Origin of the sequence: Nitratireductor sp. OM-1, assembly GCF_003296175.1 — a bacterium.
GTDB lineage: Bacteria > Pseudomonadota > Alphaproteobacteria > Rhizobiales > Rhizobiaceae > Nitratireductor > Nitratireductor aquimarinus.
On sequence record NZ_CP029208.1, the window covers coordinates 1,852,342 to 1,870,960 of the forward strand.

Below are 18,619 nucleotides of genomic sequence, written 5' to 3' on the forward strand. Positions count from 1 at the left end.
TTCCAGCTCAGAATACGGCTGCACCCTGATCGGCACGGCCGGCGAGCTGCCGGAAGCCGGCAAAGAGCTCGCGGCCCATGCCGAACTGGTTGCCCGAGAGGTCGGGTGCGGCGCTTTCGCGTGCGGCGAACTCTTCGGCGTCGACCAGCGCTTCAAGCGTGCCCTTGTCTGCGTCGAGGCGCATCGGGTCGCCATCGCGCAGCTTGCCGATCATGCCGCCGTCCAGCGCTTCGGGCGTGACGTGGATGGCCGCCGGCACCTTGCCGGATGCACCCGACATGCGCCCGTCGGTGACGAGCGCGATGCGGTGTCCGCGATCCTGAAGCACGCCGAGCGCCGGCGTGAGCTTGTGCAGTTCCGGCATGCCGTTTGCCTTGGGGCCCTGGAAGCGGATGACGGCGATGAAATCGCGGTCGAGCCTGCCTTCCTTGAAGGCCGTTTGCATCTCTTCCTGCGAATGGAAGACAAGGGCAGGGGCCTCGATCACGCGGTGCTCCGGCTTGACGGCGGAAACCTTGATGATCGACTTGCCGAGATTGCCCGACAGAACCCGGATGCCACCGGTCTGCTGGAAGGGTTTGGCGGCGGTGGTGAGCACCTTGTCGTTGCCGCTGGTGGCGGGTGCGGAGAGGCGCACGACCGAACCATTGTCGGCGAGCTTGGCCTCGACCGTGTAGGGGCGCAGACCCTCACCCCAGATGGTGCGCACATCCTCGTGCAGATAGCCGTCGTCGAGCAGTTCGCGGATCATGTAACCCATGCCGCCTGCGGCGTGGAAATGGTTCACGTCGGCAAGCCCGTTGGGATAGACGCGGGCGACGAGCGGCACATGGTCCGAAATCTCGGCGATGTCGTCCCAGGTGAGCCGGATGCCGGCAGCGGCCGCCATGGCGACCAGATGCATGGTGTGGTTGGTCGAGCCGCCCGTGGCGTTGAGGCCGACCACGCCGTTGACGATGGAGCGCTCGTCGATCATGCGGCCAACGGGCGTGAACTCGTTGCCGAGCGCGGTGATGGCGAGTGCGCGCTTTGCGGCTTCCTTCGTCAGGGCATCGCGCAGCGGCGTGTTGGGATTGACGAAGGAGGAACCCGGCGTGTGCAGGCCCATGATCTCCATCAGCATCTGGTTCGAGTTGGCCGTGCCGTAGAAGGTGCAGGTGCCGGGGCCGTGATAGGATTTGGACTCGGCTTCCAGCAGCGCCGCACGGTCCACCTTGCCTTCGGCGTAGAGCTGGCGGATGCGGGCTTTCTCGTCATTGGGCAGGCCGGAGGTCATGGGTCCGGCGGGAATGAAGATCGCAGGCAGGTGGCCGAAGGTGAGGGCGGCGATGACCAGGCCCGGCACGATCTTGTCGCAGACGCCGAGATAGACGGCCGCGTCAAACATGTTGTGCGACAGGCCGACGGCAGCCGACATGGCGATGACATCGCGCGAAAAGAGCGACAGTTCCATACCGGGCTGGCCCTGGGTGACGCCGTCGCACATGGCAGGCACGCCGCCGGCAACCTGCGCCACGCCGCCGGCTTCGCGCGCGGCGTCCTTGATCATGTTGGGAAACGGCTCGAAGGGCTGGTGCGCCGAGAGCATGTCGTTGTAGGCGGTGATGATGCCGATATTGGGCACCCGGTCGCCGGAAAGGGCCGCCTTGTCTGCCGGTCCGCAGGCGGCAAAGCCGTGGGCGAGGTTGCCACAGGAAAGGACGCCGCGATGAACGGCCTGTCCGGCAGCGTGCTCGATGCGTTCCAGATAGGCTTCGCGGCTGGCGCGTGAGCGCTCGCGGATGCGGGCTGTGACGGCTTCGATTTCGGGTCTTGCGGTCATGGCATGGCGTCCTGTCTTGCAGTTGGCCCCACGCGGAAGGAGCGCGGGGCGCGGCGGGCCGGCGTTTTACGCCTGGCCTGCGGGAGCCCAGTAGATGTGGGCGGGTTCTTTCGTCTCGGCCAGCACCGCGCCGATGGGGGATGTCGGGCCGGGTGGGACGGAGAGCGCTGTTTCCAGCGTTTCCTTCTTGTCGGCGCCCTCTATGTGGACGGCGAGGAAGCGTGCGCCTGCGAGCCGGTTCATGGAAAGCGTGAGGCGGGGTTCGCCCGCCGCCTTCGACGCGACCGGTAAAACGTCCGGCCCTTCCGTTGGCTCAAGAAGCGCTTCGATGGTCGGGGCATCGGGGAAGAAGGAGGCGGTGTGCCGGTCATTGCCCATGCCGAGCACGACCACGTCGAGCGGTCGGGGCAGTGCGGCAATCGCCTTTGCCGACTGGCTGGCGGCCTCTTCCATTTCGTCGGCTGGCTGGTAGAGGCCGACAAAGGCGGCGCGGGCAGCCTTGTTCTGCAGGAGATGCCGGGCGACCAGACGGGCGTTGGAGCGCGGTGAATCGGCTGGCACGAAACGTTCGTCCACCAGCGTGACGGTGACTTTGTCCCACGGGATGTCGCATCGCGACAGCTGATCGAAGAACTGCGCGGGCGTGCGACCGCCGGAAACAGCAATCGCCGCGTGGCCCTGTTCCTTCACGGCTAATGCCAGTTTTTTGGCAACCGTCTCCGACAGGTTCCTGGCCAGCGCCTCGGAGGAGGCGAATTCATGCCACTCGCAATTGGCCATGCTCAGACACTCTCATGCCAGGTGCGTCCGTCGCGCTCGATCAGCGCGATGGAAGAGGACGGCCCCCAGGTGCCGGCGGTGTAGCCCTGCGCGGGCTGCTGGTTGTCTTCCCAGGCGGCGAGGATCGGGTCGATCCAGCGCCATGCAGCCTCGACCTCGTCGCGACGCATGAACAGCGTCTGGTTGCCGCGGATGACATCCATGATGAGGCGCTCATAGGCGTCCGGATTGCGGACATTGAATGATTCGGCAAAGCTCATGTCGAGCGGCACATGGCGCAGGCGCATGCCGCCGGGGCCGGGGTCCTTGATCATCATCCACTGCTTGACGCCTTCATCCGGCTGCAGGCGGATGACCAGCTGGTTGGCGAACACCTTGCCCGTGCCATCCTCGAAGATGGAATGGGGGATCGGCTTGAACTGGATCACGATTTCCGAAACGCGGGTGGCGAGCCGCTTGCCGGTGCGCAGGTAGAAGGGCACGCCGGCCCAGCGCCAGTTCTCGATCTCCGCCTTGATGGCGACGAAGGTCTCGGTGTTGCTCTCGCCGCTTTCAAGTTCTTCCGTGTAGCCCTTCACCGCGCCGCCATTGGACGCGCCGGCGCGGTATTGTCCGCGCACGGTCACGCTCTCTGCGGCATTGGAGGTGATCGGCTTCAGGGCGCGCAGGACCTTCAGTTTCTCGTCGCGCACCGTGTCGGCTTCCATGGAGGCCGGCGCTTCCATCGCCACGAGGCAGAGAAGCTGGAGCATGTGGTTCTGGACCATGTCACGCAGCGCGCCGGCCTTGTCGTAATAGCCCGCGCGCCCTTCAAGCCCCACGGTCTCGGCCACGGTGATCTGCACATGGTCGATATGGGCGGAGTTCCAGAGCGGCTCATAGAGCGCATTGGCAAAGCGCAGCGCCATGAGGTTCTGCACCGTCTCCTTGCCGAGATAGTGGTCGATGCGGAAGACGTTGTGCTCGTCGAACACGCGCGCCACGGCGTCGTTCAGCTCATGGGCGGAGGCGAGCGAACGGCCGATGGGCTTTTCGACGATCACGCGGGCCGTGTCGGTGGACAGGCCGTGCTTGTCGATCTGGCCGACAATGTCATCGAACAGGCTGGGTGCGACGGCCATGTAGAAGGCGCGCACACTGTCGCTGTCGCCGATCTCGGTCTTCAGGTCGGCAAAGCCGTCACCCGATTTCGCGTCCGCCGGCACGTAGGACAGGCGGGCCAGAAAATGCGTCAGCTCCTGCGGCTCGATATCGCTCTTGGCGACATGCTCGCGGATGGCCTTTTCGGCGAAGGTGCGGAAGTCCTCGTCGGACAGTTTCGAGCGGGATGAACCGATGATGCGCGTGGGGTCGGTGAACTGACCTGCCCGCTGGCGCTGATAGAGCGCCGGAAGCAGCTTTCGCTCGGAGAGATCGCCCGTGGCCCCGAACACCACGAGATCGAAAGGCTCGACCGGAATTGTCTGGCTGGTCATGGTTTCTCCGCTCGCGCGTTTCCGCTTTTCGTTGAACCGCGAAAACGCTCTCATTGATTGTTCTTGCGCAATTCCGGACGGAAAACCGGTTCCCGCTTTTCCTGGAATTGCCCTAGCCTCATACCAAGTTGCCGTTGCTATAGTCTAATCGATTTAAAAAAGCCAGATGCGATTGCGCGGCAGCGCGTCTGTCGGGCTGAGCCAAGCCGGTGCGCCCATTTGTGCCTTGACACAGCATCGCATGGCGGGTTTTCCCATGTTTCCTTCGCGAGCACAGGCTCGCATACAGACATTACAAACCGGAGCGGCAGGGATGGGAACCCATTTTTCGCGCAGCGTGGCTGAGGGCCGCGCTTTCATGCAGTTCATCGACGGGCGTTCGGTCGATTCGCTCTCGGGAGAACGCATCGACGTTCGCAGCCCGTCCGACGGCGCAGTCTTCGCTTCGATCCCGGCTTCCACGGAAGCCGATGTGGAGCTGGCGGTGAAGTCGGCGCGCAAGGCGTTTGACGAAGGCCCGTGGAGCCGCATGCCGGCCGTGGAGCGCGGGCGCTGCCTGACGCGTCTTTTCCATCTGGTGGAGAAGAATGGCGAGGAGCTGGCTGCGCTCGAATCGCGCGACACCGGCAAGCCGATCCGTCAGGGCACGGCGGACGTGACGGCTACAATGCGCTATTTCGAGTTCTATGGCGGCGCGGCTGACAAGATCCACGGCGACACGATCCCGTTTCTCGATGGCTACACGGCGCTGACGCTGCGCGAGCCGCATGGCGTGGTGGCGGGTATCACGCCCTGGAACTACCCGATGCAGATTCTGGCGCGCGTCATCGGCGCGGCGCTGGCCATGGGCAACACGCTGGTGGTGAAGCCGGCGGAAGACGCTTCGCTGACGACGCTGCGCATGGCCGAGCTGGCGCTTGAGGCCGGCTTCCCGGCTGGCGTGTTCAACGTCATCACCGGTTATGGCCGCAGCGCTGGTGCGGCTCTTTCCTCGCATCCGCTGGTCGATTACGTGACCTTCACCGGTTCGCCGATCACCGGCACCGCGATCCAGCAGGCAGCGGCGGTGAACAATCGTGGCGTGACGATGGAGCTGGGCGGCAAGTCCCCGCAGATCGTGTTCGCCGATGCGGATATCGAGGCAGCGCTTCCCGTTCTGGTGAACGCCATCATCCAGAATGGCGGGCAGACCTGCTCTGCCGGCAGCCGCGTTCTGATCGAAAAGCCGATCTACGAGCAGGTGGCGACGGCGCTGGCCGAGCGCTTCTCCAAGCTGGTTGCGGGCCCGCATGATGCGGATCTCGACATCGGGCCGCTCGTCAATGTGGCGCAGCGCGACAAGGTTGCCGGCTTTATTGCCGCAGCGCAGGAAGCCGGCATTCCGCTGCTCGCACAGGGCACGGTGCACCCGGACGCGCCCGAGGGCGGTTACTATCAGCCGCCGGCGCTGTTCGGCGCGGTCGATCCGCAGGCAGCGCTCGCTCAGGAAGAGGTTTTTGGACCGGTGCTTTCGCTGTTCCCGTTCGAGGACGAGGCAGACGCCATCCGGCTCGCCAATGACACGGAGTTCGGTCTGGTGGCCGGTGTGTGGACGCGCGACGGCGCGCGCCAGCACCGGGTCGCCAAGCGCGTGCGCGCCGGCCAGGTTTTCGTGAACGGCTATGGCGCAGGCGGCGGCGTGGAGCTGCCCTTCGGCGGCTTCAAGAAATCCGGCCACGGACGCGAGAAGGGTTTTGAAGCCCTGTTCGACATGTCCGCGACCAAGACAATCGTTTTCAACCACGGCTAACAATTACAGGAATTTTCGAAATGGCTCGACTTGAAGGCAAGGTTGCCATCATCACCGGCGCAGCATCCGGTTTCGGTGAAGGCATGGCGAAGCGTTTCGCCGAGGAAGGCGCGAAGGTCATCGTTGCCGACCTGAACGCGAAGGGCGCAGAGCGGGTTGCCGCAGAGATCGGTGAAGCAGCGCTGCCGGTTACCGCAGACGTTTCCATGAAAGCCGATGTGGACGCGATGGTGGACGCCGCCATGCAGGCGCATGGCCGTCTGGACATCATGATCAACAATGCCGGCTACACGCACCGTAACACCTCCCTCATGGAAGTTGACGAAGAGACGTTCGATCTCATCGGCGCAGTGAACATGAAGGCGATCTATCATTCCACGCTGGCCGTTGTGCCGGTCATGGAGAAGCTCGGCGGCGGCTCGATCATCACCACCGCTTCGACGGCAGGCCTGCGTCCGCGTCCGGGTCTCACCTGGTACAACGCATCCAAGGGCTGGGCGATCACCGCGACCAAGTCGATGGCCGTTGAGCTTGCGCCGAAGAACATCCGCGTGAACTGCCTGTGCCCGGTGGCCGGCGAAACCGGCATGCTCGGCCAGTTCATGGGCGAAGACACGCCTGAGAAGCGCGCGCAGTTCCGCTCTTCCATCCCGCTTGGCCGGCTTTCCACGCCGCTCGACATTGCCAATGCAGCGCTCTGGCTGGCTTCGTCGGAAGCCGAGTTCATCACCGGCGTTGCGCTGGAAGTGGACGGCGGCCGCTGCATCTGACGCAGCCCTGCCTGTGGACGGTTTTAGGAATTCCGTTTCTCCGGGAACCTGACTTGGAGCACGGAATTACCTATAACCGGACAGAACAATTTCAGGCCGCCGGCGTTTGTCCGGCGGTCGGCATGAAAAGGGCAAGCGCATGACCTACGAGCAGATCTTTCTCTTCAGTCTGCTGGGTGTCGTGTTTGCCTTTCTTGTCTGGGGTCGTATTCGCTATGACCTTGTTGCCTTTGCCGCGCTGATCATTGCGGTGGCCGCCGGCGTCGTCGATGCGCATGACGCCTTCATCGGCTTCGGCCATGAGGCCGTCGTCATCATCGCGCTGGTGCTGATCGTTTCGCGCGCCATGATGAATGCGGGCGCGGTGGAGCTGATCGCGCGTTTCGTCCTGTCTTCGGGACGCTCTCTCTCCACCCATATCGGGTTTATGTCGGTGATTGGCGCCGGCCTTTCGGCGGTGATCAACAATGTCGCCGCACTGGTCATGCTGATGACCCTCGACATCGAGGCTGCGAAGAAGGCGAAGCGGCCTGTTTCCCGATCGCTGATGTCGCTTTCCTTCGCGACCATTCTGGGCGGCATGATCACGCTGATCGGCACGCCGCCCAACATCGTCATCGCCGAGTTTCGCGGTCGCGCGCTTGGCGAATCCTTCTCCATGTTCGACTTTTCACCGGTGGGGCTCGTCTGCGCCGTGGTTGGCATCGCCTTCGTGACGCTGGTTGGCTGGCGGCTGATCCCCGAAACCGGGCAGGCGGTTGCCGGAGATGACGGCGAGGCGGGTCTCTTCGTCGTGGAAGCGGGTGTGAAGGAGAAATGCAAATTCATCGACGGGCCGGTGAGCGATCTCTATCCGCTGGCCGATGAGCACGATGTGACCGTGCTCGGACTGGTGCGGCGCGGCAAGCGTCTGCCCGGTTTTTCCGCTGGCGAAGAGCTTCGCAAGAGCGACCAGCTCATTCTCGAGGGCGATCCGAAATCCATCGAGGCGTTCATCGGCGCTGCGGAACTCGATACGCCGGGTTCGGAAGAGCATGGCGGCATTCGCGGCAAATCTCTGGTTCTGGTTGAGGCCATTGTGCCGGACAATGCCCGCATGGTCGGGCGCACGGCGCTTGACCTGCGGCTGCTCTACCGCCGCGGTGTGACGCTTCTGGGCGTGTCGCGGCAGGGCAGGCGGTTTCGCGAGCGGGTGCGCAAACTGCCGATCCGGGCGGGCGACGTGGTCCTGCTTCTTGGGCCGGAAAGCCGCGTTGCCGACGCCGCCGACTGGCTGGGCGTTCTGCCGCTGGCGGAAAAGAGCCATAACGTGATCCAGCGCGGCAAGGCGCTGTTCGCCGTGGCCGTGTTTGCCATTGCCGTGGCCATTTCGGTGATGGGCTTCGTGCCGCTCGCCATCGCGCTTGCGGGCGCGGTCGCCATCTATGCGCTGTTCAATGTGGTCGGCGCGCGCGAAGTCTATGAATCGGTGGAATGGCCGGTGATCGTGCTTCTGGCCTCGCTGATCCCGCTCGGGCTGGCGCTTGAGGAATCCGGCGGCACGAAGCTGATCGCGGATTCCATTCTCTCGCTGACCGGCTCGTTGCCGGCATGGGCGATCCTGGCGATCCTGATGGTTGTCACCATGACGCTGTCCGACTTCCTGAACAATGTGGCGACCGCGCTGATTGCAGCGCCGGTCGGCCTTTCCGTTGCGCAGGGACTCAACGTCTCGCCCGATCCGTTTCTGATGGGCGTGGCGGTGGCCGCTTCCTGTGCGTTCCTGACGCCCATCGGCCACAAGAACAACACCATCATCATGGGGCCGGGCGGCTATCGCTTCGGCGATTACTGGCGCATGGGCCTGCCGCTGGAAATCCTCATTATCGCGGTTTCCGTGCCGGCGATCCTGTTTTTCTGGCCGCTGTAGGACGGGGCTGAAGCGGTTCGGTTCACCTGATGATTTCGGTCGTGTCCGATTTTGTGGCAGGAGCGTTTTGCGTGGTTCGACAAGCTCACCATGAGGGATGTGTGACCCTGTAGGAAAATCTGGCTCCGCGAGGTTGCAGATAGTTCTTGCAGCCGCGCCCCACCCTCATGGTGAGCTTGTCGAACCACGCACAACGTCAATGCAGCGTGTCTTTTCGCCCTCAAATCCGGTCGCGCAGTGCGTACCAGTTGAGCGCCAGGAACATCAGGAACGGGCGCAGATGGCGACCGCCGGGGAAGGGCGGGATCTTCAGTTCTTCGAACAGGCGCAGCCGGTCGCGGTTTCCGCAGACGGTTTCCGCATAGAGCTTGCCGGCGAAGTTCGACAGCATCACACCATGGCCGGACCAGCCGGCGGCCGAGATCACATTGGGCATGACCTCGCGCACAAAGGGGCGTCTGGGCATGGTTATGCCCACATAACCACCCCATGCATGGGTGAGTTCGACGTCCTTGAGCGCGGGATAGAGTTCGGCAATCTGGCGGCGAATGTGGTGGTGGATCGCCTTGTCTTCGCCGGGCGCGTAGATCTCGCGTCCGCCGAAAAGCAGGCTGCCATTGGGCTCGCGCCGGAAATAGCGCACCACGAAACGGGAATCGTCGACCGACTCGCCGCCGGGCAGAACGGGACTGTCATCGCCAAGCGGCGGTGTTGCGCCGATGAAGGAGCCGATGGGCATGACATGGGCCGCACTCTCCGGCTCCAGATCGCCGCCATAGGCGTTTGTGGCGATGAAGCACTTCTCGGCGGTGATTGTTCCCGAAGGCGTTTCGATGCGCACACCGCCGGCATCGGAGCTGATATTCAGCGCAGGCGTGCCTTCAAAGAGATGCGCGCCCGCCTCACGGGCCACACGCGCCGTGCCGACCACGAGTTTCAGCGGATGGATATGGCCGGTGCCGGTGTCGCGAATGCCGCCGAAATAGCGTGTGGAGCCAAGCCGCCCGGCGGTCTCGGTCGCATCCATGTAGGTGATATGCGGATAGTTGAACCGGTCACGCATGATGTCGGCATGCCGGCGGTATTCGTCCAGATAGCGGGGCTTGTGGACGGCTGAAATCTGGCCCTGACGATAGTCGATCTCGATGCGGTTGGCGGCGGCGAAATCGATGAGGTGGGCCTTGGCTTCCTCGGCCAGATCAAACAGGGCTTTGGCGCGGGTGAAGCCAAGCTCGGCCTCCAGCTCCTCGGCCCAGGCGCGCTGACCGGTGCCGAGCTGGCCGCCATTGCGCCCGGACGCGCCATCGCCAAAGCGGTGCGCCTCGATCAGAACCACATTGACGCCTGCCTTCGCCAGATGGGCGGCCGCCGACAGGCCGGTGAAGCCGCCGCCGACAATGGCGACATCGGCCCGCCGGTCGCCATCGAGCGACGGGTATTGCGGGCGTTCGCCGACGGTTGCTTCATACCAGGAGAAGCCGGGCGATATGGGCGACTGATAGGGCATGGACGCACCCCTCTTTCCGTCCGGAATTGCGCAAAATCAATAATTCAGGGCGTTTCGCGGTTCAACGAAAAGCGGAGACGCTCTAGACGTTCAGAAGCAGATATTCCCGTTCCCAGGGGCTGATGACCTTCATGAAGGTCTCGAACTCGGCCCGCTTGATTGCGGCAAAGGTCGAGACGAAGGGCGCGCCCAGCATTTCCTTCAGTGGCTCGTCGTCCTCGAACAGGGCGACGGCTTCCAGAAGGCCACGTGGCAGCTCGATCTCATCCTGATTGACCGCCTTGCCGGCCGGCGCATCGGGCGTGCTCTTTTCCAGAATGCCGACGAGACCACAGGCAAGCGAGGCAGCCAGCGCCAGATAGGGATTGGCGTCGGACGAGGGGATGCGGTTTTCCACGCGGCGCGCCGCCGGGTCGGAGCGCGGCACACGGAAGGCAGTGGTGCGGTTGTCATACCCCCAGCGCGTGTTGACCGGCACCGCCGTTCCCTGCGTCAGGCGGCGATAGGAGTTCACATAGGGCGCAAGCATGATGAGCGCATTGGGAATGTGCCGCTGCAGCCCGCCGATGAAATGACGGAACATCTCCGTCTCTTCGCCATTCTCGTCGGAGAAGACGTTGTGACCGGTCTCGAGCGACACCACCGACTGGTGAATATGCATGGCGGAGCCGGGCTGGTTCTGGATCGGCTTGGCCATGAAGGTGGCGTAGGTGTCGTGCTTGAGCGCCGCTTCGCGAATGGTGCGCTTGAACATGAACACCTGATCGGCAAGCTCGATCGGATCGCCATGACGCAGGTTGATCTCGAGCTGGCCGGCGCCTTCCTCGTGGATCAGCGTGTCGATCTCCAGGCCCTGCGCCTCGGAGAAGTGGTAGATGTCGTCGATCAGTTCGTCGAACTCGTTCACGCCGGCGATGGAATAGCCCTGACCGCCGCCAATGGGGCGACCGGAGCGGCCGACCGGGGGCGTGAGCGGGTAGTCCGGGTCGGGATTCTTGTCGACCAGATAGAACTCGATTTCCGGCGCGACGATGGGCTTGAGCCCATGCTTCGCATATTCGGCGACGACGCGCTTCAAAACGTTGCGCGGGCTGAAGGCGACATCGCGCCCGTCCTGATGGACGAGGTCGCAGATGACCTGCGCCGTCGGGTCGCTTTCCCACGGAACGGAAGAGAGCGTGGAGAGATCGGGCAGAAGCTTCAGGTCGCCGTCATCCTCCGGGTAGACGAAGTCACCGCCATCTTCGGGATATTCGCCAGAGATCGTTGTCATGAAGACAGCCGAAGGCAGCGCCAGTGAGGTGTTGGACGTGAACTTCTTCGACGGCATCATCTTGCCGCGCGCAACACCGGCCTGATCGGGCGTGATGCACTCGATGTCTTCGATGCCGCGCCATTCCAGCCAGGCGGAAACCTGCTTCCAGTCCTTCACACCGCGAAGGTTTTTCAGAAATGCGGGCGCACGAACGGAGTTACCTCGACCGTTGCGGCGGGTTAGCTTTTTCCTGTCAGGCATCAAACACCAGGGATCGTTGGTTGGATGCGTGAGTATAGACGTGGGCGTGAAGGGAAGGGAAGGCCCCGCGTCAGGATTGCACACCCGCAACAAGACGGTCGATGACCGGCTGCAATGCCTCCGGCGTGACCGGGCGCACGACCCGGGCGTCCACGGGTGATTCGGCCAGCGTGTCCTTGTGGCGCGAGGCGACAATGGTGATGACGAGCGGCAGGCCGCGCGGGGAGGCGCGGCGGTGGCTTTCCAGATGGGTGAACAGTTCGCTGGTGGCGCGTGTCTGCGCGTCGATGTCGACAATCACCACGCCGGGCCGGGAGAGCGGTGTCGGGGCAGACAGGATGCGCGTTGCCTCGGCGGGTTCGAGCGCATTGGCCTTCAGATAGGCACGCTGCGCGATGCGCGAGAGCACAATCCTGTTCACCGGAGATGAGGCGACAACCAGTGCCTGGGACAGATCTGCAACGCAGCTGTTGGAGACCGCCTCGCATGCATCGATGGTCGGCTGATCGGTTACAGGTCTGTCTGCCATCATGTCTTCGCCCACGGTTAGAATAAGAAATTCAATGCCCGGTTGAAATCTGACGGGAATGAATGTCACCGCGGTTGAAATGTCAAGTTACAAATAAGTCAGAATTGTTATGTGCCTGTTTCTTGTTGGTGAAACCGGTTTTTTCAAGAAAGAACCGGAAATTAGGTCGGGATTTCAGATATTTGTATTGTTTGATCACAAGATCGAATGACCGTTTTCTGTTCAAGAAAAAACGCCCGCGCAGGAGACAGTGCGCGGGCGCTTGACGGGAGATCAATCAGGCTGGTGTCAGGAGCCAGCCAGACGGTTGGTGACGATGACAGGCACCAACAGATCTCCCCAGTTGCCTTCTCCACCATGATGACGCGCCGAGCGGACCAGTTCGACGGACACACCGGAATCGACCGCTTTCATGACCGACTGGTTGAGGCGGTGCAGGTCGTTTGCCACCATGCGGATGATGGCCTGCTGGTCGGAAGACATGGCGCTTGCCTGCTCTTCTGCACGTTCCTTGACGCGGGTGTTCGGTGTCATTTCCGTTCTCCTTTCCCGGCGATTTGCCGTTGGTGTTATTCCGCTGCTGGGCGGAACTGGTCAGATTCGGTGGATTCCTTCATGGCGGTGGTCGAAGACTGGCCGCCAGTGATGGCCATGGACACGGCGTCGAAATAGCCGGTGCCGACTTCGCGCTGGTGCTTTGTGGCCGTGTAGCCGTTGGCCTCTGCGGCGAACTCCGCTTCCTGCAACTCCGAATAGGCCGCCATCTGCCGGTCCTTGTAGCCACGGGCCAGCTCGAACATGCCGAAGTTGAGCTGATGGAACCCGGCCAGCGTGATGAACTGGAACTTGTAGCCCATGGCGCCCAGCTCGCGCTGGAACTTGGCAATGGTTGCGTCGTCCAGGTTCTTCTTCCAGTTGAAGGACGGCGAGCAGTTGTAGGCGAGCAGCTTGCCCGGATGCGCCTTGTGCACGCCCTCGGCGAATTTGCGCGCCTGCTCCAGATCCGGCTTCGACGTTTCGCACCAGATCAAATCCGTGTGCGGCGCATAGGCGACAGCGCGGGCAATGCAGGCGTCGAGCCCGTTCTTCACCCGGTAGAAGCCCTCGACCGTGCGGCCTGCCTCGTAATCGACGAAGGGCTGGTCGCGCTCGTCGATATCGGAGGTGAGCAGCTTGGCGGCCTCCGCATCCGTGCGGGCGATGACCAGGCTCGGCACGCCCATGACGTCGGCTGCAAGACGCGCGGCATCCAGATTGCGGATATGCTGCGCCGTGGGGATCAGAACCTTGCCGCCCAGATGGCCGCACTTCTTTTCCGATGCGAGCTGGTCCTCGAAGTGGACGCCGGCAGCGCCCGCCTCGATATAGGCCTTCATCAGCTCGAAGGCGTTGAGCGGGCCGCCGAAGCCGGCTTCCGCATCCGCCACGATCGGAGCGAACCATGTGTCGACCGAAAGGCCATTGCCTTCCGCAGTCTCGATCTGGTCAGCGCGCTGAAGCGTGCGGTTGATGCGCTTGGCGAGCTCCGGGCCGGCATTGGCCGGGTAGAGCGACTGGTCCGGATACATGGCCGAAGCGGTGTTGGCGTCGGCGGCGACCTGCCAGCCGGAGAGGTAGATCGCCTTCAGACCGGCGCGGACCATCTGCATGGCCTGGTTGCCCGAGAGCGCGCCGAGCGCGTTGACGAAGTCCTCTTCGTGGATGAGCTTCCAGAGGCGCTTTGCGCCTTCCTCGGCCAGCGTGTGACGGACGGTAACCGAGCCGCGCAGCCGCTGCACATCCTGCGGCGTGTAGGGGCGTTCGATGCCATCGAAGCGACCTTCCGCAGCGCTGGGAACAAGGTTGTAAAAATCCGTCATTATTGCCTCCGTACAGGATCTGTTTCGCGGTAGGGGCTGTCTGGCGTGATGCTTCTGTGCCCCGCTTTCGTTACAGGATTTACATTGCGCCGCAGCGAAAGCGGAGAGAAAACCGGGTTTTGTGGGATATTTTCGTGTCAGCATGTCTGGATTTTGACAGGGCGGGCGTGTAAATTTGTAAAAGATGTAAGGGCGAGTTTGCGGGGTCGTTTTGTAAAGGTGTGTAAAGTGGTGGCCGTTCAGGCATGGATCCTTGGGTCAGGCCCAAGGATGACGATGGGGACCACGGACACGACGGGGGCGGCTCAGGCTCAGGCTCAGGCTCAGGCTCAGGCTCAGGCTCAGGCACAGACACGGGCGCAGACGCAGACGCAGACGCAGACGCAGACAAGGGCACAGGCACAGGCACAGGCGTTGATCCAGTCGGCTATGGTTCTCATGATCCACCGTCGGTGCTGGTTGGCTTCATAGCGGTCCCGCTTCGTCATCCTCGGGCTTGACCCGGGGATCCATGCCGGAACGGCCGCGCCTCGCCGGGGACGCAGAAAACAAGGGGGCCGACCATGGCCAATCAGAAGATATTCGCCGGAGCCCGTATCAGGCGGGTACGCACCGCCAAGGGTCTGACCCAGACGGCTATGGCCGAGGGGCTGGGCATTTCGCCCTCCTATCTGAACCTGATCGAGCGCAACCAGCGGCCGCTCACCGTGTCGCTCATTCTCAAGCTGGCCTCGGTCTACAAGGTCGATCCCGACGAGTTGCAGGGCGAGACCGGCCTGTCGCTTGCCGCGCTTCGCGAAGTGTTTTCCGATCCGCTTCTGGTGGGCGAGCTGCCGGGCGAGCAGGAGCTTGTGGATGTGGCGGAAGCCGCCCCCAATGCGGCTGCGGCGCTGGTCAAGCTCTACCGCGCCTATCGCGAACAGGCCGACCGCATGTCCGACCTCTCCGAAATGCTGGCGCGGGAAGGGCGCACCACCGCCATTTCGGCAACGCGTCTGCCGATGGACGAGGTGCGCGAGACCTTTGAGCGGCATGGCAACCATTTCCCGGCCATCGAGGAGGAGGCGGAGAGCTTTCACAAGCTCATGGGGCAGATGGGGCTTATGGGGCCGGGGGATGATCTTTCCGGCGCGATCCGGGGCTGGCTGAAACAGGAGCACGGCATCGTGGTGCGGGTGCTGCCGGTGGCGACCATGCCGAACTGGCGGCGGCGCTATGACCGGCATTCGCAGCGTCTCTTCATCTCGGAGCGGCTTTCGCCGGCCGATCAGTTGCGCGAGATCGCCATGGAGGCGTGTCTTCTGCGTATGTCGGTGGCGATTGCGGCGGAGATCGAGGCGCTCAAGCTCTCAAGCAATGAGGCGCGCCGGCTGGCCCGGTTCGAACTCGGGCGCTATGCGGCGCATGCGCTGATGATGCCCTATCAGGCGTTTCTGTCGGCAGCCGAGCGCGCGCGCTACGATGTGGACGTGTTGAAATCGCGTTTCGGGGTTTCGTTCGAACAGGCGGCCAACCGGCTCACCACGCTGGCCCGCCCGGGCGCATCGGGTGTGCCGTTCTTCATGCTCGAAGTGGATCATGCGGGAAACCGCTTCCGCAAGGCAGGCGCGCAGGGCTTTCCGCAGGCGCGTTTCGGCGGCGGCTGCCCAAAGCTTGCCGTTCACGCTGCCTTTGCCCAGCCGGGCCAGATCCTCGTCGAGGCGGTGGAGATGCCCGACGGCGCGGAATTTCTGACGATGGCGCGCACGCTGGAAGGGCCGCAGGGCTCGTTTGCGGAGCGTCCGCGCCGCACGGCGCTTCTGCTGGGGTGCGATCTCGGCTTTCGTGACGGTGTCGTCTATGGCGATGCGCTGCCGGGTGCGCCGGGCAAGGCAGGGGCTGCGCCCACGCATGCGCTCACACCGGTCGGGCCGGCGTGCCGCCTGTGCGAGCGCGCCGGCTGTCTCGCCCGCGCCGAACCACCGGTCACGCGGCCGCTGGGGCTCGACGAGATGGTGACGGGGCTGAGCGCTTTCGATTTTCAGTAGAGCGCGATGCGTGTCATGCGATGTCGAGGATCACATTGCCAATGATGTCGCCGCGTTCCACCGCTTCGTGGGCGGCAACGATGTCGCGCAGGGCGAAGCGTTCGCCGATCGCGTGTTTCAGGCTGTTTTTCTCAAGCATCGTGGTGAGCTGGGCGATGGCTGTTTCCCGGTCTTTGGAAAGTAGCTCGTAGACCACGAAGACCTGCAATGTGAGGCTGTTCCATAACAGGGTCGGGAAGGAAACCGGGATGTCGCCCTGCATGCTGGAGCCGTAGCACACGATCTTGCCGTGCGGCGCGAGCGCGCCATTGGAGATGATCGAGGTGGTGGAATAGAGATCCATGTCGATCAGGCCGTCCGCGCCCTTGCCGGCGGTGAGGCCCTTCACGGTGGCGGCCACGTCCTTGGCCTTGTAGTCGATCACGAAGTCCGCGCCGGCAGCGCGTGCATGGGCGGCGCGGGAGGCAGATGCGGTGGCGATGACACGCGCGCCGCGCGCCTTGGCGATCTGGGTGACATAATGGCCGACCGAAGCGCCGGCGCCGATGACGATCAGCGTCTTGCCACGCACATCGCCGAACAGATTGACGGCATGAATGGCAGTGAGGGCGGGAATGCCGAGACATGCGCCGGCGGCGAAATCCACATTGGCTGGAAGCGGCACGGCCTGCGCTTCCGGCAGCGTGATCATCTCGGCGGCGGTGCCGAAGGGGCGTCGCCACTGGCCGTTCCAGATCCAGACGCGCTGGCCGACCCGGCCATGGTCCACGCCGGGGCCGACGGCGTCGATCTCGCCAGCGCCATCGCTGTGGGGGATGATGCGTTCGGCATTGAGCGGCCGGCCGCGCCGCGCCTTCACGTCCGACGGGTTCACGCCGGAGGTGGCAAGCCGCACGCGCACTTCGCCGGGACCGGGCGTGGGCGTCGGCATGTCGCCCAGTTCGAGCACGTCGCGGGCTGCGCCATTGCGCTCATACCATGCTGCTTTCATTGCCTTCTCCCCTCGATCAGATGCCCTGCAAGCGTGCCGACCGGCGCTCTCCCGCCATTGACAAGGCCCAAATTTGCGGCGCACGCTTCGTCATCCGCAACGAAGATGCAGGTCAATCTTGAATCGTCCCGAAAGCGTCACCGACCACGACCGTAAGCACAGTTCTCCCGTAGCGCCAGCGTCCGGGGGAGGAATTTCAACAGACGGAGCGGAGGCGATGGGGGATTTCATCTCGCCCGAGCACGAGGCCGAATATCGCTCCTTCGTGGAGGAGTATCCCGACCTTGAGGCCGTGGAATTCCTGATTGTCGATCCCAATGGCGTCATTCGCGGCAAGTGGGCGCCGGGCGACAGCCTCAAAAAGGCGTTTCAGGAGGGCGTGAATTTTCCCATGTCGCTGCACGGGCTCGATGTCTGGGGGCGCGAGGTGGAGGAGACGGGCCTGCACATCGAAACCGGCGACAAGGACGGCTATTGCCGCGCAACGCGCGGATCGCTTTCCATCGTGCCATGGGCGAGGCGCAAGACGGCGCAGGTGCTCCTGCAGACATTCACCCCCGAGGGTGAGCCTTTCATGGCGGATTCGCGCCAGGTGCTGAAGCACAAGGTGGCCGAGGCCAATGCGCGCGGCTTCTTCCCCGTGGCGGCCTTCGAGCTCGAATTCTATCTGCTCGACCCCGAGAAGCAGGATGCCGCCGGCATGTCGACGCCGCTTGGGGCGGGCGAGGGGCCGGATCGTCTGCGCATGTACGGGCTCGACGATCTCGCCGAGAACGCCGCGCTGTTCGACATGATCCGCGATGCGGCGGACGCGCAGAACCTGCCCATCGACACGATCATCAAGGAGGCGGCGCCCGGCCAGTTCGAGGTCAATCTCAAGCATCGCTCCGATCCGCTCCGGGCCGCTGACGATGTGATCCTCCTGCGGCGGATCGTGATGGGCTGCGCACGTGCGCACGGGCTGACGGCCACCTTCATGGCCAAGCCCTTCATCGATTATGCGGGCAATGGCATGCATGTGCACACCTCCATGCTGGATGGTGAGGGGCGAAACGTGTTTGCGGGGGATGAGGGGCAGGCGCGGCTGCTTTCGGCGGTGGCGGGGCTCATCGACACCATGCCGGAATCGCTCATTCTCTACATCAACACCTGGAACGGGTTCCGCCGGATCACACCCGGCTCCTACGCGCCGACCCATGCGGTGTGGGCGGAGAACAACCGCTCGGTGGCGCTGCGCATTCCGGTTTCCAATGATGAGAACCGCCGGGTGGAGCATCGCATATCCGGCGCGGACGCCAATCCCTATCTGGTGATGGCCGCCATCATTCAGGGCATGATGGAGGGCATGGAGAGCGGCGCGAAGCCGCCGCCGCCGGTCGAGGGAAGCGCCTATGACGAGACGGCGGATCTTGGCCGTGAGCTGCCCGACGACATGGATGACGCGTTGCAGCTCGCCTCCAGAAGCGGCTTCATGGAGCGCGCGCTGGGGCCGCTTCTGGCAAAGGTCTATCGTGATTTGAAGCGGGCGGAAATCATCGCCTTCTGGAGCGAGATCACGCCCCTCGAACGCACCACTTATCTTTGAGCTGAAACAGAAAAATCCCGCTTGTCGCAGTTTGGAAACGACAATAGGGTTGAACCCAAA

The 18,619-nt window shown here is 63.5% G+C and carries 14 protein-coding genes; 5 read left to right on the forward strand and 9 right to left on the reverse strand.

The window, feature by feature from the left end; genetic code table 11:
• Positions 1–7: 7 nt before the first annotated feature.
• The 3 genes from edd to zwf all read right to left on the reverse strand — a co-directional run bounded on the left by edd (position 8) and on the right by zwf (position 4,077).
• A complete protein-coding gene (gene edd, locus DEJ54_RS08730; protein ID WP_113154218.1) occupies positions 8–1,822 on the reverse strand; it encodes a phosphogluconate dehydratase in 1,815 nt (604 codons plus the stop codon).
• Between the two features lie 66 nt (positions 1,823–1,888).
• Positions 1,889–2,602 (reverse strand): 6-phosphogluconolactonase, encoded by a 714-nt coding sequence (gene pgl / locus DEJ54_RS08735; RefSeq protein WP_113154219.1) that lies wholly within the window; start codon positions 2,600–2,602, stop codon positions 1,889–1,891.
• A 2-nt stretch (positions 2,603–2,604) separates the two neighbouring features.
• Positions 2,605–4,077: a glucose-6-phosphate dehydrogenase gene (gene zwf, locus DEJ54_RS08740; protein ID WP_113156179.1), complete on the reverse strand. Its 1,473-nt coding sequence runs from the start codon at positions 4,075–4,077 to the stop codon at positions 2,605–2,607.
• Positions 4,078–4,390: 313 nt separating this feature from the next.
• On the opposite strand from zwf, the gene DEJ54_RS08745 reads away from it, so the two are divergent.
• The 3 genes from DEJ54_RS08745 (at position 4,391) to DEJ54_RS08755 (ending at position 8,545) form a co-directional block, all read left to right on the forward strand.
• Positions 4,391–5,866: an aldehyde dehydrogenase family protein gene (locus DEJ54_RS08745; protein ID WP_113154220.1), complete on the forward strand. Its 1,476-nt coding sequence runs from the start codon at positions 4,391–4,393 to the stop codon at positions 5,864–5,866.
• A 20-nt stretch (positions 5,867–5,886) separates the two neighbouring features.
• Entirely contained in the window at positions 5,887–6,636 is a 750-nt protein-coding gene (locus tag DEJ54_RS08750) for an SDR family oxidoreductase (protein ID WP_113154221.1), read from the forward strand.
• A 139-nt stretch (positions 6,637–6,775) separates the two neighbouring features.
• On the forward strand, positions 6,776–8,545 hold the full coding sequence (locus tag DEJ54_RS08755; protein WP_113154222.1) for an SLC13 family permease: 1,770 nt from the start codon (positions 6,776–6,778) through the stop codon (positions 8,543–8,545).
• A 220-nt stretch (positions 8,546–8,765) separates the two neighbouring features.
• Here DEJ54_RS08755 and DEJ54_RS08760 read toward each other — a convergent pair whose 3' ends face one another.
• The 5 genes from DEJ54_RS08760 to aceA all read right to left on the reverse strand — a co-directional run bounded on the left by DEJ54_RS08760 (position 8,766) and on the right by aceA (position 13,956).
• Positions 8,766–10,052 (reverse strand): FAD-binding oxidoreductase, encoded by a 1,287-nt coding sequence (locus tag DEJ54_RS08760; RefSeq protein ID WP_113154223.1) that lies wholly within the window; start codon positions 10,050–10,052, stop codon positions 8,766–8,768.
• Positions 10,053–10,134: 82 nt separating this feature from the next.
• Positions 10,135–11,568, reverse strand: a complete 1,434-nt coding sequence (locus tag DEJ54_RS08765) for a glutamine synthetase family protein (RefSeq protein WP_113154224.1) — start codon at positions 11,566–11,568, stop codon at positions 10,135–10,137.
• Positions 11,569–11,638: 70 nt separating this feature from the next.
• Positions 11,639–12,097, reverse strand: coding sequence for a response regulator (locus DEJ54_RS08770; protein WP_210344126.1), 459 nt, complete (start codon positions 12,095–12,097; stop codon positions 11,639–11,641).
• Between the two features lie 288 nt (positions 12,098–12,385).
• Positions 12,386–12,631 carry a hypothetical protein gene (locus tag DEJ54_RS08775; protein ID WP_113154226.1) on the reverse strand — a complete coding sequence of 82 codons (246 nt, stop codon included), beginning with the start codon at positions 12,629–12,631 and terminating at the stop codon, positions 12,386–12,388.
• A 35-nt stretch (positions 12,632–12,666) separates the two neighbouring features.
• Positions 12,667–13,956, reverse strand: coding sequence for an isocitrate lyase (gene aceA, locus DEJ54_RS08780; RefSeq protein WP_113154227.1), 1,290 nt, complete (start codon positions 13,954–13,956; stop codon positions 12,667–12,669).
• Between the two features lie 563 nt (positions 13,957–14,519).
• On the opposite strand from aceA, the gene DEJ54_RS08790 reads away from it, so the two are divergent.
• The gene (locus DEJ54_RS08790) at positions 14,520–15,983 is read left to right on the forward strand and encodes a short-chain fatty acyl-CoA regulator family protein (protein WP_113154228.1); all 1,464 of its coding nucleotides are present in this window, start codon (positions 14,520–14,522) and stop codon (positions 15,981–15,983) included.
• A gap of 13 nt (positions 15,984–15,996) precedes the next feature.
• On the opposite strand, the gene DEJ54_RS08795 is transcribed toward DEJ54_RS08790, so the two are convergent.
• Entirely contained in the window at positions 15,997–16,974 is a 978-nt protein-coding gene (locus DEJ54_RS08795) for an NADPH:quinone reductase (RefSeq protein ID WP_113154229.1), read from the reverse strand.
• Positions 16,975–17,191: 217 nt separating this feature from the next.
• Between DEJ54_RS08795 and DEJ54_RS08800 the strand changes: the two genes are divergently transcribed.
• Entirely contained in the window at positions 17,192–18,559 is a 1,368-nt protein-coding gene (locus DEJ54_RS08800; protein WP_245447760.1) for a glutamine synthetase family protein, read from the forward strand.
• The last annotated feature ends 60 nt before the right edge of the window (positions 18,560–18,619 follow it).